Genomic DNA, 16,448 nt, shown 5'->3' on the forward strand with positions numbered 1-16,448 from the left:
AACATGACAGCACAAGAAATGTGGGCGGCCTACTGCCAACTCCACCCAGACATCACACAGGAAATGGATGCCTGGGCCTTTGGAGCCTTGCCAGATGAGTTGGCAGGCCTGGTTCTAGCAGGAACAAAGACGGCTACCGCATCATCCTACGATGAACACTTGCACTATAAGGAACCTGTTGGTGAAGTCGGAGATCTTAGTGTCATCTTAGACGGTCAGGATAATGCCGTTTGTATCATCGAAACCACTAACATTTCCATCGTCCCCTTTAACCAAGTGTCTGCTGACCACGCCTTTAAAGAAGGTGAAGGAGATCGCAGTTTGGCATACTGGCGTCAGGTCCATGAGGAACTTTTCACCGAATGGCTGGCAGAAGAAGATTTGAACTTTACAGAAGAGTCCAAGATTGTGTTGGAAGAATTTCAGGTGGTTTATCCCAAGGAAGTCGAAAAAGGATAGGAGAAAAATTGAAAAAAGTCAATCAGGCAACAGCAACCTTATGGGGAATCTTGCTCATCGTATTTGGTGGGCTTTTTTGCCTTTTTCAAGCTCGGTTTGCGATTTTCCTATTCTGGATGTTGGCTTTTGTCTTTTTTATCAATACTTGCTATCGTCTCTACCGTCGCTGGAAACAGCAAGAGGGAGAGGTTCAGGAAAGATGGGTGACCATAGTTTTTCATCTTATTTTGTCGCTCTTTTTCTTGAACAATGCCCTTCTGCCAACGGGGCTTTTGGCTATTTTTGTGGCCTTTGAATTCATCATGATTGGTCTGATTTTATTGACGGATATCTTTTTGCAAAAAAGAAATCACTACACGATATCGAGGACGGTTTATGTGGACGGTTTGGTTCATTTGGCGGTCGGTCTAACTATGCTGTTTCATCTCAAGAAAGCCTTGGATTTTATCTATCTGTTTCTCGGATTTTCACTAATGTGGCGTGGTATTGTCTATTTGATAGACCACAGATCGAATGCCAAGGATAGACCTATACTCAAAAACTCCAGGGGTAGAAGAAAGCGCTTGGGGTTGCCGATCTTCTTGTCTGCTCTTGTGCCTGTTGGCGCTTTGCGGGCTATCAATGATCTCCTGAGTCCCGATGAAAGCCGGCCTGTGTTTTTAGAGGGTGAAAGCGTAAATACAGAGACACCTGACTTGGAAGTGTGGATTCATACGGCAAGAAAAGGTTTTGAAATGATGGGGCATGTTGACATTTCCTACAAGGGGAAAACCTATGGTTATGGTCAATATGATGTGGATCGGCAGTATTTATTGGGCATGATAGGAGACGGTGTTTTGTACCGAATCGATAGTGAGGATTATTTGGATTCCCTGGCACGTGATGACTGGCGGGCAGTTGTTGGCTATGGTATGGTGTTAACAGATGCGCAAAAAGAAGCGGTTGAAAGGAAAATTGAGGAATTGATGACCTTGACTGTTCCGTTTGAGTTGACATCAGAGTCTCAAAAATTGTCTTATTTGGGACATTTGCATGAACAATACGGCGTTGAAAGTTATAAGTTTACTCAGTCTAAATTCAAAACCTATTTTGTCATGACAACCAATTGTGTCTTGTTGGCCGATACCATATTAGAAGCCATTGGAACAGATAATGTAGCCAATCACGGTATTCTCACACCAGGTATTTACCAGGAATATTTTGAGCGAGAATACCAGAAGCCCAACTCACGGATTTGTTCAAAGTTTGTCCAAGGCAAACAGGAAACCTGAAACCATCGCTATTTGAACGAGATTTTGCTATACTAGAAAAAACCAGAGGTGAAAAAGATGAAGCTAGCATTATTAGGAACCGGTATGATCGTAACAGAAGTGTTGCCTGTCTTACAAGAGATTGACGGGATTGAATTGGTCTCGATCTTATCAACGCCCCGCTCAATTGACAAGGCTAAGGCACTTGCGGATCAGTACCAACTGGCCCAAGCAACAAGCGATTACGAGGATGTGTTAACAAACCCAGCTGTGGATACGATTTACATTGGGACGCCCAATCACACCCATTTTGACTATGCCAAGCAAGCTCTTTTAGCTGGTAAGCATGTCATCTGTGAAAAACCGTTTACCCTTCGTTTGGCCGAATTAGAAGAGTTGATGGCTTTGGCGAAAGAAAAAAATCTAATTTTGGTGGAAGCCATTACCAACCAATTCTTAGGTAATTTTGTGTACTTGAAAGACCACTTGGATCAAATCGGCGATGTCAAAATCGTCAACTGCAATTATTCCCAATACAGTTCCCGTTACGATGCCTTTAAACGTGGAGAAATTGCGCCAGCTTTTAACCCTGAAATGGGAGGTGGTGCCTTGCGTGACTTGAACATCTACAACCTACACTTGGTAGTGGGACTTTTTGGTCAGCCCAAGCAGGTCCAATACCTGGCCAATATGGAGAGAAACATTGACACTTCTGGTATGGTGGTGATGGATTATGGCTCTTTTAAGGCTGTTTGTATTGGCGCAAAAGATTGCAGTGCTGAAATTCGTTCGACCATCCAAGGGGATAAGGGTTCCTTGGCTATTTTGGGACCAACCAATAGTATGCCCCAAGTCAGCCTGACCCTAAATGGTCAAGAAGCAGAGGTTGTCGATCTTAACACACCGAAACACCGGATGCATGATGAGTTTATCCTATTTGAAGACATCATCTCACAGCAAGATTTAGCTCGCTCTCAGGAAATGTTGGCGCATAGCCACCGCGTCATGACGGTTTTGGAAGAAGCGGTTTTAAACATGGCTTAAGTTCAAGAAAATATACTTTGATTTGTCAATTTATGGTATAATGGAGAGCGAATGAATTTCACTCTTTTAATGTATAAGGAAGAAAACAATGTCAAATTACGCAATTATTTTAGCAGCGGGTAAAGGGACCCGTATGAAATCAGACTTGCCGAAGGTCTTGCACAAGGTCGCAGGCATTTCCATGTTGGAGCATGTTTACCGTGCGGTATCTGCTATTGAACCAGCAAAAATCCAAACCATCGTGGGCCATAAGGCAGAAATGGTCGAAGCTGTTTTAAAGGGGCAATCGGAATTTGCCCTTCAATCAGAACAATTGGGGACAGGTCATGCCGTGATGATGGCAGAGCCTGCTCTTGCTGGCTTGGAAGGCCACACTCTGGTTATTGCTGGAGACACTCCATTGATTACTGGAGAGAGTCTTCGCAACTTGATCAATTTCCATGTGAGCCACAAAAACGTTGCGACCATTTTGACGGCTCAAGCTGACAATCCATTTGGCTATGGTCGGATTATTCGCAATGCAGATGGGGAAGTGATTAAGATTGTCGAGCAAAAAGATGCCAATGATTTTGAAAAACAAATCAAAGAAATCAATACTGGGACCTACCTCTTTGAAAATAAGCGTCTTTTTGAGGCCCTCAAAGAAATCAATACGGATAATGCCCAAGGAGAGTACTACTTGACAGATGTGATTTCCATCTTCCGCCAGGCTGGTGAGAAGGTTGGAGCTTACATCTTGCGGGACTTCGATGAAAGTTTGGGTGTCAATGACCGGATTGCTTTGGCCACAGCAGAAGCCGTTATGCGCAAACGCATTAACGAAAAGCACATGGTGAACGGTGTTACCTTTACCAATCCAGAAGCAACCTATATTGATATTGATGTTGAAATTGGTGCCGAAGCGGTCTTGGAAGCCAATGTTGTCTTAAAAGGTGAGACGGTCGTTGGCGAGCGAACTGTTTTGACAAATGGAACACGCGTGCGAGATAGTAAAATTGCGGCGGATGTCGTGATTTCCAACTCAGATATTGAAGACTCTGTGATCGAAACTGGTGTGACGGTTGGTCCATATGCCCATATTCGTCCTGGAAGCACCTTGAAAAAAGACGTTCACATTGGAAACTTTGTAGAAGTTAAATCAGCAATCCTTGGTGAAAATACCAAGGCTGGGCATTTGACCTATATTGGCAATGCGACTGTGGGTAGTCAGGTGAATTTTGGGGCTGGAACGATTTTAGCAAATTATGATGGCAAAAATAAGTTTGAGACCACGATTGGGAACAATGTCTTTATCGGCAGCAATTCGACGATTGTGGCTCCGATTACGATTGGAGATGGTGCCTTAACGGCAGGTGGCTCCACCATTACAAAAGATGTTCCAAGTGATACCATCGCCATTGGGCGGGGCCGTCAGGAAAACAAGGAAGGCTATGCTGGGCGCTTCCCTCACCACCCAAATCAAAAGAACTAAATCAGTAACTGACTAGAGGACTAGTCAGTTTTTCTATGGCCTTTTGGTATCCAAAATGGCATTTTCAAAGGATTTGTAGTACAATTTAGTAACTTAGTAGATTTAAAAAACAAAGGACAGAGGAGGTTGTGAAATGGAATTTGAAGAAAAAACGATTGCCCGAAAAGAAATTTTTAAGGGGCATATCTTTGATGTCGTAGTAGACGATGTAGAGTTGCCAAATGGACTCGGCCAAGCCAAGCGGGAATTGATTTTTCATAAGGGGGCCGTTTGTGTACTAGCCCTAACCCCAGAAGGAAAAATCATTCTGGTCAAGCAATACCGCAAGGCCATTGAAAAGATCAGCTACGAGATTCCAGCAGGAAAATTAGAAGTTGGTGAAGCAGGCAGTGAAGAAGCGGCAGCCTTGCGCGAATTAGAAGAAGAAACGGGCTACACCAGTCACAATTTGACACTTCTCCATGATTTTTATTCTGCTATTGGTTTTTGCAACGAACGCCTCCGCCTATATTTGGCTGATGATTTAGTTAAGGTTGACAATCCTCTGCCCCAAGACGAAGACGAAGTGATTGAGCTTTTGGAAGTGACCTTAGCAGAAGCCCTTGACTTGATTGCGTCTGGAGACATTTGTGATGCCAAGACCATCATGGCGATCCAGCATGTTCAAATTACGAGAAAGTAGGAATAGACAATGAGGAAACCCTTGTTAACGGATGACATCATTGCCAAAGCAAAGAGAAAAAAGCCTTCTCAACAGCATGCGGAATTTGGCTATTATTCCCCATACGCTGGACAAGAGGACTGGGAAGAAGATGTTCTTGATCGTTATGAAGAGGAAGTAGCCCGCTACGAGGCTGAATTTCGAGAATTTGAAGAGCAATGGGATGAAGATTACCAAGGCTACGAAGAAGGTCAGACCATTCGAATTCCAGTTGAGAAGTCTATTGTCAAAAGCCGTCGAATTGAAACCGTAAAACGAGAAGCCTTTCGCTCAAAAGTCAATAAGGTATTGTTTTGGGTTGTGGTACTCGTGATTCTGTTTATACTAGCGGTCATCTATATGTAAGAAAAGGAAAAATATGAAATTTGGAATTATTGCTGCCATGGCAGAGGAACTAAAAACATTGGTGGAACACCTCGAGGATACTCAAAAAGCAACTGTTTTAGGCAATACCTATTACAGTGGTAGGATAGGGAGTCATGAAGTTGTCTTAGTCCAATCCGGTGTCGGAAAAGTTATGTCTGCCATGTCTGTTGCCATTTTAGTAGAAACATTTGCCGTGGACGCCTTGATCAATACTGGATCAGCGGGTGCAGTGGCTGATGGATTGGCTATTGGTGATGTGGTCATTGCAGAGCGCTTGGCATATCATGATGTGGATTTGACAGCTTTTGGATACGATTATGGCCAAATGTCGGCTCAACCCCTTTATTTTGAAGCGGATCGCCAATTGATGGAACAGTTGGAAACCGTCTTACAGCAGCAAGACTTGCCTTATCAAAGAGGATTGATTGCAACAGGTGATAGCTTTATCGCTGGTCAAGATAAGGTTGATGGTATTAAATCCCATTTTCCAGAAGTATTAGCGGTAGAGATGGAAGGAGCGGCCATTGCTCAAGCAGCTCATGCCACTGGAAAACCCTTTTTGGTCATTCGGGCTATGAGCGATACGGCTCAAGGGGATGCCAACATCACCTTTGATGAGTTTATTATTGACGCTGGAAAACGCTCCGCCCAAACACTGTTAGCCTTGTTGAAATAAGAAAAAGCAGCCCAATGAATGGGCTGCTTTTTCTAGATAAGAATCGTGCAACTTTTCTCATTTTAAGGTAAAACGCTTGAATTTTATGATTATCTTATTTATAATGATTATAAATAAGGAGAAAGAAGGTCTTATTATGAACAAACAATATCAATCAGTTGCTGACTTAGCCAGCTTTGCTAAAAAGCAACCACAAATCGAAGCATCTACCTTAACGGTCTTAAATCAAGCAGTAGCAGATTTATCCGTTGCCCATTCGATCTTACACCAAGTTCACTGGTATATGAGAGGGACTGGTTTCATGGTATGGCATCCGAAAATGGATGAATACATGGAAGAGTTGGACGGGTATTTAGATGAAATGAGTGAGCGACTCATCACCCTAGGTGGAGCACCATTTTCTACTCTCAAAGAATTTAGCGACAACAGCCAATTAGTCGAAGTAACAGGTGATTACAACTTGACACTTGCACAACAGTTGGCGCGTGTTGTTGAAGTATTCCGTTACTTGACAGTCTTGTTCCAAAAAGGCTTGGATGTGACGGATAAAGAAGAAGACGATGTAACCAATGACCTATTCAACGGTGCAAAAGCTAGTCTTGAAAAACACATTTGGATCTTACAAGCTGAATTAGGACAAGCACCAGGTTTGTAAGTAAAAGTTTAAGGAAACATAAAAAGAAGTTAGGATTTGCTCTAACTTCTTTTTGTGTTGGAGATTGGAAATCAGACTTGAAAAAACATGAAAATTCTGCTACACTTTTTTTATGAAAACTCTTTACGATGTGCAACAATTGCTCAAACGTTATGGTATTTTTGTGTATATGGGCAATCGTCTTTATGAGATTGAGCTGATGAAAATCGAGATTGGCCGTCTTTACCAACTAGGTGTATTGGAACGTTGGGATTATTTGGAAGCAGAAATGGTGCTTCGAAGAGAGCATCGTATGGAGTTAGACTACCAAAAGAAAAAGGGAGAATCGTTATGAACCTCATTTATATCATCGCCTTGATGATTGTACTCATATCAGCATGGGCATTATTTAATTATTGGCGCCTCAAACGTGCAGCAACTATTTTAGACAATAAAGAATTTGCTGAAAAAATTCCTGGTGGGCAATTGATTGACTTGCGTGACCCAAATGAATACCGCAAAAAACATATTATGGGTGCCAGAAACATTCCTTACGAGCAGTTGAAACAAAGCTTGGGAGCGATTCGTAAGGAAAAGCCAGTGCTTTTATATGAAAATGACCGAGGTCAGCGCGTGACCCCAGCTGCTCTTTATTTAAAGAAACAAGGCTACACAGATATTTATATTCTTAGTTTTGGCCTGAACGACTGGGACGGAAAAGTGAAAACAAATTAAGAAGATTGTTTAACAATCCTCTTTTTTTATCCAGTAAAGAGTTTCCTGTGGTATACTAGATGGTAACTACTATCGTTTAGAAAAGTCAAAGAGTATAAGGTGGAAAAGATGAACAAGCGTTTGTATCTTTTAGCAATAGGAGTTGTCTTGTTGACAACTGTTTCAATGGGGATTGTTTCTTACTTGCAGGGAGATTTCAAAGAGTTAGAAGCTAAAATAATTCAGAAAGAAAGTAAGAGTATTCGGATCCAACTGGATGGGAATCAGATAACAACGACTAGTGAAGATGTGACAATAGACGGCATGACTGTTGAAATTTTATCTGGTGGTCAATATGACATTTCAGGAGAAGCCCCAGGTGCTAAGGTAACGGTTTCAAAAAATATTAAAGAAGATGTCTCTCTCCATTTACAGGATGCCCATTTTTCGAGTTTAGATTTCCAATCAAAAGGGACCAACATCTTGCATCTGGAAAAATCATCTCAAAATACCTTGTCAGATTCAGAAATTGCTATTCAAGCGACCAATTTAACCATTACGGGAAGTGGTCAACTGGATTTAAAATCCATTTCAAAATATGGTGTTTTTGCCACAGAAGATATTGTTGTTGAGGCAGGAGAAATTCAGATTGATGCTGGTGAATTTGGCTTGTATGGGAAAAATGAGGCAGAACCGACGCATGGAAATGTCATGGTAAATGGGGGAAGTCTCACGATCCAAACAGCTGCTGAGGAAGGAACAGCTGCGATTTACGCGGCCAATCATTTGACGATTAATGATGGCACCATTCAGATTGGTAAAGCATTTGAGGGCTATGTTGCAAAAGAAATCGCCATTAAAGGTGGGACAGCCCAGCTAACGACTATCAGCAACGGCCTTGTTTCCCGGCAAGATTCATCGAATCCAGACACAACAAGCCAAGGGAAAATCGCGATTGCTGGTGGCAAGACAAAAGTAATAGCTGGTGAAGCAGCTATTTTGGCGAATGGTGATTTGGAAATGTCAAATGGGACAACCGTTCTATCAAGCCAATCAGATACCCAGACTGTTTTAAATTATTCTGGATCAGCTACTATTAGTGGTGGCTATTTATGGAGTTTTGGCACGACCAATGTATCTAGTGCTACGCAAGCTTTGGTTATCACATCGTTAGTGGGGAATCAAGGAGATACCATTACGTTAGCAGATAGTGCGGGCAATACGCTAGCAACCTATGAAGCGCCAGCAGGATTTTTCTCTGTGACGGTTTCTTCTCCGGAATTGGCGGAAGGAGAGACCTATTTCTTGTCGACAACAAGTGGAAATTACGCTCAAGGAACGGCCAGTATGCAAAGTTATTCAGCTTACTAAGTTGATTAAAGACAATAAAGTCATTAAATTTTCAGAAAATTTAATGACTTTTCTTTACTTCTTCTTAAAAAAGAGTATAATGGATAAATAGTAGATTCTTTGAAGGAGGAAACAAATGGAAAAAAGTTTTATACACCAACAGGAAGAGATTTCATTTGTCAAAAATACCTTTACCCAATATTTAAAAGATAAGTTAGAAGTTGTTGAGGTACAAGGACCGATTTTGAGCCGAGTTGGTGATGGGATGCAGGACAATCTTTCGGGGGTTGAAAATGCAGTAACTGTCAATGTCAAGTTGATTCCAGATGCGGTCTACGAAGTCGTTCATTCGCTTGCCAAGTGGAAACGCCATACCTTAGCCCGTTTTGGTTTTAATGAAGGAGAAGGGCTATTTGTTCATATGAAAGCCTTGCGTCCAGATGAGGATTCATTGGATCCGACCCACTCTGTTTATGTGGATCAGTGGGATTGGGAAAAGGTAATCCCAGCAGGCCAACGCAACCTTGCCTATTTGAAAGAAACCGTTGAACAAATCTATAAAGCTATCCGTCTGACAGAGTTGGCAGTAGAAGCCCGTTACGATATGGATTCTGTCTTGCCAAAGAAGATTACTTTTGTCCATACGGAAGAATTGGTAGAACGTTACCCAGATATGACGCCAAAAGAGCGAGAAAATGCTATTACCAAGGAATTTGGTGCTGTCTTCTTAATCGGTATCGGTGGGGTATTAGCAGATGGTCAACCGCATGACGGTCGAGCACCCGACTATGACGATTGGACTAGTCTATCTGAAAAAGGCTATAAGGGACTCAACGGAGATATTCTGGTTTGGAATGAACAATTGCAATCTGCTTTTGAATTGTCCTCAATGGGGATTAGGGTAGATCAAGAAGCCCTAAAACGCCAATGTGAATTGACAGGTGATACAAATCGTTTGGAGTTTGATTGGCATAAAGCTCTCTTAAATGGGGAGTTCCCGCTTTCTATTGGAGGTGGTATTGGTCAATCTCGTTTGGCGATGTTCTTACTTCGCAAACAACATATCGGTGAAGTGCAATCAAGTGTTTGGCCAGAAGATGTCCGTCAACAATTTGAGCATATTTTATAAACTAAAATAGTCTGAGAAAGCATCTCAGACTATTTTTTATATTGGAGATAGGATTTTGATTAGAAAATCTGTGATTTGTTTGGGAGTCTCTTTTTTTCCTCTAGCAATCCAAGTTTGACAGACACCAAAAAATGCGTGGGATAAAAAGACGCTCCAGTATTCTCGCTCGATAGGCGAAAAATTTGGATGACTTGCTTTTGAAAAAGGCATTTCACTAATCATGAGTTTCACTTTATTTCGTAAGAATTGTTGAATCTCGCTAGTGCCATTTTCTGACAGTAGTGCTGCAAACAGTTCTTCACGATGCAGAAATTCAAAAATTTCTAAAAATGTTTCTTGAGCAGAATTTGTTGACTTTTCAAAAATGTATTCAATTTTATGAAATAGTGATTGTTGGTAATCATCAATCATTTCATATTTATCGCGATAATGTGTATAAAATGATGAACGGCTAATGCCAGCAGTATTTGTTAGTTGAAGAGTGGTAATTTCAGTAAATTGTTTTTTCTCAAGCAATGCAACTAGAGCTAGATGCAGTTGTTGTCTGGTTCGTTGCTTTCGCGGATCTTGTGTCATTGGTTACCTCTTTTGTACAAAATTAGACATAGTGTCTATAAACGTTCATTTTTTCTTGAAAAAAATGAATGTTTATATATAATATAGTTTATCATAAAAAGACAGGATGTACAAAAAAGTTTGAAAATGAAAAAATTAAAAATACGGCATATTCAACAACCAATGCTCGTTATCACTATTATCGGACTAATCTTTATTCCAACCCTATACAATATAATCTTTCTTAGCTCCATGTGGGATCCTTATGGTTCAGTATCCAATCTTCCTGTTGCAGTTGTAAACAAAGATGAAAAACAGATTTACCAAGAAAAAGAATTTTCTATTGGTGATGACATGATAGACACTCTGTCTAAAAACAATTCCTTGGATTTTCAATTTGTCACTCAGGAAAAAGCAGATAACGGTTTGAAAAATGGACGCTATTACATGGTCATTACCCTTCCTAAGGATATGTCCCAAAAAGCGACGACCTTATTAACAGCCTCTCCAGAAAAAGTAACCATTGATTACCAAACAACAAAAGGTAGAAGCTTTGTGGCATCTAAAATGTCGGATACAGCAATGCAACAACTTACTCAAGAAGTATCAGAAAAAATTAGTAAAACCTATATAACTACGGTTTTTACAAAATTGTCAGATTTGCAAAATGGATTGATACAAGCAGCCCAAGGCGGGGAAAAATTGGTAACTGGTAGTCAGCAAATAGAGTTAGGTAGTCAGCAATTGTCTGAAAACCTAGAAATATTAGAGCAAGCTTCAAATACCTTGCATACTGGTTCTTCTCAGCTAACTAGCGGAATCATTGGCTATGCTTTAGGAGTGTCTCAACTTGGAGATGGTTTATCCACGGTATCTTCTGGTTTTTTATCCTATACGAATGCTGTCGGCCAAATATCAGATGGGGGCCAGAAATTACAGTCGAATTCAGAGGCGTTATTGTCAGGTGTGGGTTCTCTCGAAAAAGGGATAGGAGCAATGGCCGAATTGTCTCAAGGTGTGAAACAACTGGATGATGGATTGCAACAGCTATCCGAAAAAACTGAGATTTCTCCAGAAAATAAAGAACAAATTGTTCAACTGATTAATACGCTACCGACACTCAACCAAGCTATTCAAAATTTGAATCAACAGAGTCAATCCTCTTCGATTATTGATGTCAATATAGAAAGTGTTTTTTCAGACACAATGCAAATGCTTCAAAGTATCATTGATAAAAATGAAACAGATAAAGCAAATATGATTTTATCAGTACAATCTACGGCAGCTTATCAAGAAATGAATCAAGAGCAAAAAACTGAAATCATACAGGCCATTCGAAATTCGCCTTCTGAATTAGATACTATTGCGAAGAATACACTCTTTAAGATGCAAGAACTAAAATCGAATCTGATGAGTGTTCAAGATGCGGTTGTTTCGTTGCAATATACCCAAGAATCTGTCGCACAGATGGCAGGAGTTGCAAATCAAGTCCTGCCGGCATCTGCCTCTGCATTGTCAAATCTTTCAAATGGACTGTCTGAAGTTCATGATAACATGCAGTCTCAGGTTTTACCAGCCTCCCATCAAATTTATGCGGGAACTGCAGAATTGAGCAGCCAGTTATCTCAGGGGATTCAAAGTTTTCAAACAGGACTAACAGACTATACAAACGGGGTTAAGACATTATCCGATGCTACCAATAGTTTGATGCAGGTTAATCCAAGTTTGTTGAATGGCATCAATCAATTAAGTCATGGGGGCACAGAATTAACGAATCACTCGTCAGCTCTCATTTCTGGGGCACAACAAGTAGACCAAGGAATGGAGCGTTTGGAAACAGGAAGTCAACAATTAGCGAGCGGAGGAAATAGTCTAACCAATCATATTGGACAGTTAACCCAAGGAACCCAAGAGTTGACTAATTCATTGGGTACGGCCTCTCAATCCTTATCTTTAGTAGTTGTGAAAGAAAAAAATGCTGATTACCTTGCAGCTCCTATCTTAGCACATCATTCAGATAAAGATCGGGTTGCAAATAACGGAAGTGCTATGGCCCCATATATGATGTCAGTTTCCTTGATGGTTGTAGCCATTTCTACAAATGTTATTTTTGCAAACAGTTTATCAGTAGGAGAGTTTCAAAGCAAATCTGATAGACTCCGCCGGAAGATCAAGTTGAATGGCAGCATTGCTACCATTTCAGCGATTGTTTTAGTTCTTTCGTTACGCCTGATGGGCTTGTCAATGACCTATCCGATACGGACTGTGCTAATTTCAATTGTTGCCTCTTGGACATTGATGGCTTTGGTTACAAGTCTAGTGTCATGGAATGAACGCTATGGCTCGTTTGTTGCTCTAATCCTCTTGCTGTTGCAATTAGGGGCATCAGCAGGGACTTACCCAATAGAATTGGCACCACGGTTTTTTAAACTGATTCAACCATTTTTACCGATGACTTATTCGGTGATGGGATTACGGCAAACAATGGCTATGAGTGGAGATATCCTATTACCGCTGGTTTGTCTGGCAGGATTTTTCTTCTTATTTTTACTATTTGGCTGGCTTTCATATTCTCCTAATAAAAAACAAACTAATAATGCCTAGATTTTTCTAATAGTAGTGAACACCTCAGTATAATCTTTCTGAGGTGTTTTTTTGAAAGTACTTTCAAAAAATGGGTGTTTTTTAATTTTTTTGATAGTAAATTCTAAATTTGATCTGCCTATTGCCAAATGATAAAAAAGTAGTTAGAATAATAAATGTAAACGCTATCATATATTAATATTAAAATTAAAAAGGAGGTTTTGAATGACCAAACCAAGTAAAGAAGAATTGATTGGTCAGATTCAAGGCGGTATCATTGTTTCCTGTCAAGCTTTACCAGGGGAGCCTCTCTATACAGAGAAAGGTGGGGTTATGCCTCTTCTTGCAAAGGCAGCAGAAGAAGGTGGAGCCGTAGGTATTCGAGCTAATAGTGTCCGAGACATTCAGGAAATTCAGGCTGTAACCGATTTGCCAATCATCGGTATTATTAAAAAAGATTATCCGCCACAAGAACCTTTTATCACAGCAACGATGAAAGAGGTAGATGAATTAGCAGCTTTAGATATTGCAGTTATTGCTCTTGATTGTACGAAACGGGAACGGTTTGATGGGGAAGAAATCGGGACCTTCATTCGGAAAGTGAAAGAAAAATATCCAGACCAGTTATTGATGGCAGATACAAGTGATTTAGAAGAGGGCTTAGCAGCCTACGAAGCAGGAGTGGATTTTGTGGGAACAACCCTCTCAGGCTACACTTCGTATAGTCGCCAAGAAGCTGGCCCAGATATTGAGCTTTTACGCGCTTTATGCGAAGCAGGAGTCGATGTGATTGCCGAAGGTAAGATCCATACACCAGAGCAGGTAAAAGAAATCCAAGCTCTTGGAGTCAAAGGGATTGTTGTCGGTGGAGCGATTACACGACCAAAAGAAATCACCCAACGCTTTGTCGCAGCGACAAAGGAAGCCTAATAGTGTTTTCAAACGAAAAATCTGAAAAAAGAATGGAGTGGTCAATGTCTTAGAGTGTTGAAATAAACCAATTTGTATTGTCCTCAGAGAGGATGTAGCGTGTAAATCAAAAATAATCAATAAAAGGAGTCTTCAAATGAAAAAATTTGCACGGACCTTATTAACAGGTGCGGCACTTGTCGCTCTTGCAGCGTGTGGTAACTCAGGTGGTAAATCCACTGGATCATCAGAAGCAAAAGATTCTGGTTCAGGAAAAACAGAAATTACATGGTGGGCATTCCCAGTTTTCACACAAGAAAATACAAGTGATGCAGTAGGTACCTATGAAAAATCTATTATTGCAGCATTTGAAAAAGCAAACCCAGACATTACAGTCAAATTGGAAACCATTGACTTCACAGCTGGCCCTGAAAAAATTACAACTGCTATTGAAGCAGGTACAGCACCAGATGTTCTATTTGATGCACCAGGTCGGATCATTACTTATGGAAAAAGCGGTAAATTAGCAGACTTGAATGACCTCTTCACAGATGAATTTGTAAAAGATGTTAACAATGACAACATCATTCAAGCAAGTAAAGCAGGTGATACAGCTTACATGTATCCAATCAGTTCAGCACCATTCTACATGGCATTGAACAAAGCTATGCTAAAAGATGCAGGTGTTCTGGACCTTGTTAAAGAAGGTTGGACAACAGAAGACTTTGAAAAAGTGCTGAAGGCATTGAAAGACAAAGGTTACAACCCAGGTTCCCTCTTTGCAAATGGTCAAGGTGGTGACCAAGGTAACCGTGCTTTCCTCGCTAACCTTTATAGCGGAAGCATCACAGATGAAGCAGTAACTAAGTATACGACTGATGATCCTAAGATGGTCAAAGCCCTTGAAACTGTAAAAGGTTGGATGGACAAAGGCTTGATCATGAACGGTTCACAATACGATGGTGGAGCAGATATCCAAAACTTTGCGAACGGTCAAACTTCTTACACTATCCTTTGGGCACCAGCACAAAATGGCATCCAAGGCAAGTTGCTTGAGGCGAGTGGTGTGGAAGTTGTTGAAGTACCATTCCCATCAGAAGATGGCAAACCAGCTCTTGAATACTTGGTAAATGGTTTTGCAGTCTTCAACAATGGTGACGAAGCTAAAGTTGCAGCATCTAAGAAATTCCTTCAATTCATCGCAGATGACAAAGAATGGGGTCCTAAAAACGTTGTTCGTACAGGAGCATTCCCAGTTCGTACATCATTTGGTAAATTGTATGATGATGAGCGTATGGAAACCATCAGCGGATGGACTCAGTACTACTCTCCATATTACAATACAATCGATGGATTTGCAGAAATGCGTACACTCTGGTTCCCAACCCTTCAAGCTGTATCTAACGGTGACGAAAAAGCAGAAGCTGCTTTGAAGACATTTACAGAAAAAGCAAACGAAACAATCAAACCAGCTAAATAATAGCCTAGACTAGCCCCCTTTTCCCACTGAGTCTAACCGTGCTGGAAGAGGGGGTTTTGTAAATGGAGTTTGACGAGAGAAAGGAAAAAATACCCTTTCCTTCTCTTGGCAAATCTCTACCTATTCTTTGTTTTCCTGTGTTGAGAGACAGGGAAAACCTTTCAATACAGGAAAATAGTTATTGAAAACAGGAAAAATGTTAGAGAGGTAATTACCGTGCGAATTAATAAGATTAGAATGCGCGAAACCATCATTTCCTATGCTTTCTTGGCGCCAATATTGATTTTCTTTTCAGTCTTTGTATTGGCCCCGATGATTATGGGATTTGTGACCAGTTTCTTTAAATACACGATGAATGAGTTCACCTTTATCGGTTTGGACAATTACATTCGCATGTTTAACGATGATATTTTTATTAAATCATTGATCAACACCATCATCATTGTTGTTGGCTCTGTTCCAGTTGTTGTTTTCTTCTCTTTGTTTGTGGCAGCCAGTACCTACGACAAAAATGTCATTACCCGTTCCTTCTACCGTTTTGTCTTCTTCCTTCCTGTGGTAACAGGTAGTGTGGCGGTGACGGTTGTCTGGAAATGGATCTACGATCCTCTATCTGGTATTTTGAACTTTGTCTTAAAAAATGGAGGAGTTATTGAACAAAATATCAGCTGGTTAGGCGACAAGCAATGGGCACTTTGGGCAATCGTTGTGATTTTATTGACGACTTCTGTCGGCCAACCGATTATCCTTTATATTGCAGCGCTTGGAAATATTGACAATTCATTGGTGGAAGCAGCACGAGTAGATGGTGCCAAGGAAAATCAAATTTTCTGGAATGTAAAATGGCCAGCACTCTTGCCAACAACACTCTATATTGTAGTTATTACAACAATCAATTCATTCCAGATTTTTGCCCTGATTCAGCTCTTAACATCAGGTGGTCCAAACTATTCAACCTCCACTTTGATGTACTATCTCTATGAAAAAGCCTTCAAATTATCTGAGTATGGTTATGCCAACACCATGGGTGTCTTCTTGGCCGTCTTAATTGGATTGATTAGTTTTGCTCAGTTCAAGATTTTGGGCGAAGATGTTGAGTACTAGGAG

General features: G+C 40.7%; 17 protein-coding genes. 16 read left to right on the forward strand and 1 reads right to left on the reverse strand.

Going from position 1 to position 16,448, the window contains the following annotated elements; all coding sequences use genetic code 11:
- Positions 1-3: 3 nt before the first annotated feature.
- From ACVR1I_RS08220 to asnA, 12 genes are all read left to right on the forward strand, one after another.
- Positions 4-459: an ASCH domain-containing protein gene (locus tag ACVR1I_RS08220; RefSeq protein ID WP_447443538.1), complete on the forward strand. Its 456-nt coding sequence runs from the start codon at positions 4-6 to the stop codon at positions 457-459.
- 8 nt (positions 460-467) lie between these two features.
- On the forward strand, positions 468-1,730 hold the full coding sequence (locus ACVR1I_RS08225; protein WP_447443539.1) for an HdeD family acid-resistance protein: 1,263 nt from the start codon (positions 468-470) through the stop codon (positions 1,728-1,730).
- A 57-nt stretch (positions 1,731-1,787) separates the two neighbouring features.
- Positions 1,788-2,753 (forward strand): Gfo/Idh/MocA family protein, encoded by a 966-nt coding sequence (locus ACVR1I_RS08230; RefSeq protein WP_447443540.1) that lies wholly within the window; start codon positions 1,788-1,790, stop codon positions 2,751-2,753.
- A gap of 88 nt (positions 2,754-2,841) precedes the next feature.
- A complete protein-coding gene (gene glmU, locus ACVR1I_RS08235) occupies positions 2,842-4,224 on the forward strand; it encodes a bifunctional UDP-N-acetylglucosamine diphosphorylase/glucosamine-1-phosphate N-acetyltransferase GlmU (protein ID WP_447443541.1) in 1,383 nt (460 codons plus the stop codon).
- A 133-nt stretch (positions 4,225-4,357) separates the two neighbouring features.
- Positions 4,358-4,906 (forward strand): NUDIX hydrolase, encoded by a 549-nt coding sequence (locus tag ACVR1I_RS08240; protein WP_447443542.1) that lies wholly within the window; start codon positions 4,358-4,360, stop codon positions 4,904-4,906.
- Between the two features lie 9 nt (positions 4,907-4,915).
- A complete protein-coding gene (macP, locus tag ACVR1I_RS08245; protein ID WP_447443543.1) occupies positions 4,916-5,290 on the forward strand; it encodes a cell wall synthase accessory phosphoprotein MacP in 375 nt (124 codons plus the stop codon).
- Between the two features lie 13 nt (positions 5,291-5,303).
- Positions 5,304-5,987, forward strand: a complete 684-nt coding sequence (locus tag ACVR1I_RS08250; protein WP_447443544.1) for a 5'-methylthioadenosine/adenosylhomocysteine nucleosidase — start codon at positions 5,304-5,306, stop codon at positions 5,985-5,987.
- 136 nt (positions 5,988-6,123) lie between these two features.
- On the forward strand, positions 6,124-6,642 hold the full coding sequence (locus ACVR1I_RS08255; RefSeq protein WP_447443545.1) for a Dps family protein: 519 nt from the start codon (positions 6,124-6,126) through the stop codon (positions 6,640-6,642).
- A 112-nt stretch (positions 6,643-6,754) separates the two neighbouring features.
- The gene (locus ACVR1I_RS08260) at positions 6,755-6,976 is read left to right on the forward strand and encodes a YqgQ family protein (RefSeq protein WP_447443546.1); all 222 of its coding nucleotides are present in this window, start codon (positions 6,755-6,757) and stop codon (positions 6,974-6,976) included.
- On the forward strand, positions 6,973-7,356 hold the full coding sequence (locus tag ACVR1I_RS08265; RefSeq protein ID WP_447443547.1) for a rhodanese-like domain-containing protein: 384 nt from the start codon (positions 6,973-6,975) through the stop codon (positions 7,354-7,356). The genes ACVR1I_RS08260 and ACVR1I_RS08265 overlap by 4 nt, the downstream gene beginning before the upstream one ends.
- A 108-nt stretch (positions 7,357-7,464) precedes the next feature.
- A complete protein-coding gene (locus tag ACVR1I_RS08270; protein ID WP_447443548.1) occupies positions 7,465-8,706 on the forward strand; it encodes a carbohydrate-binding domain-containing protein in 1,242 nt (413 codons plus the stop codon).
- 115 nt (positions 8,707-8,821) lie between these two features.
- Positions 8,822-9,814, forward strand: coding sequence for an aspartate--ammonia ligase (asnA, locus tag ACVR1I_RS08275; RefSeq protein WP_447443549.1), 993 nt, complete (start codon positions 8,822-8,824; stop codon positions 9,812-9,814).
- Positions 9,815-9,850: 36 nt separating this feature from the next.
- Here the strand turns inward: asnA and ACVR1I_RS08280 are convergent, their stop codons facing one another.
- A complete protein-coding gene (locus ACVR1I_RS08280) occupies positions 9,851-10,390 on the reverse strand; it encodes a TetR-like C-terminal domain-containing protein (RefSeq protein ID WP_447443550.1) in 540 nt (179 codons plus the stop codon).
- Positions 10,391-10,516: 126 nt separating this feature from the next.
- On the opposite strand from ACVR1I_RS08280, the gene ACVR1I_RS08285 reads away from it, so the two are divergent.
- The 4 genes from ACVR1I_RS08285 (at position 10,517) to ACVR1I_RS08300 (ending at position 16,445) form a co-directional block, all read left to right on the forward strand.
- The gene (locus tag ACVR1I_RS08285; protein WP_447443551.1) at positions 10,517-12,973 is read left to right on the forward strand and encodes a YhgE/Pip family protein; all 2,457 of its coding nucleotides are present in this window, start codon (positions 10,517-10,519) and stop codon (positions 12,971-12,973) included.
- 204 nt (positions 12,974-13,177) lie between these two features.
- Complete coding sequence (locus tag ACVR1I_RS08290) at positions 13,178-13,882, forward strand: N-acetylmannosamine-6-phosphate 2-epimerase (RefSeq protein ID WP_447443552.1); 705 nt, start codon at positions 13,178-13,180, stop codon at positions 13,880-13,882.
- Positions 13,883-14,018: 136 nt separating this feature from the next.
- Complete coding sequence (locus ACVR1I_RS08295; RefSeq protein ID WP_447443553.1) at positions 14,019-15,341, forward strand: ABC transporter substrate-binding protein; 1,323 nt, start codon at positions 14,019-14,021, stop codon at positions 15,339-15,341.
- A 216-nt stretch (positions 15,342-15,557) separates the two neighbouring features.
- Positions 15,558-16,445 (forward strand): carbohydrate ABC transporter permease, encoded by an 888-nt coding sequence (locus ACVR1I_RS08300; RefSeq protein ID WP_447443554.1) that lies wholly within the window; start codon positions 15,558-15,560, stop codon positions 16,443-16,445.
- Positions 16,446-16,448 lie beyond the last annotated feature (3 nt).

The organism is Streptococcus cameli (assembly GCF_053207365.1).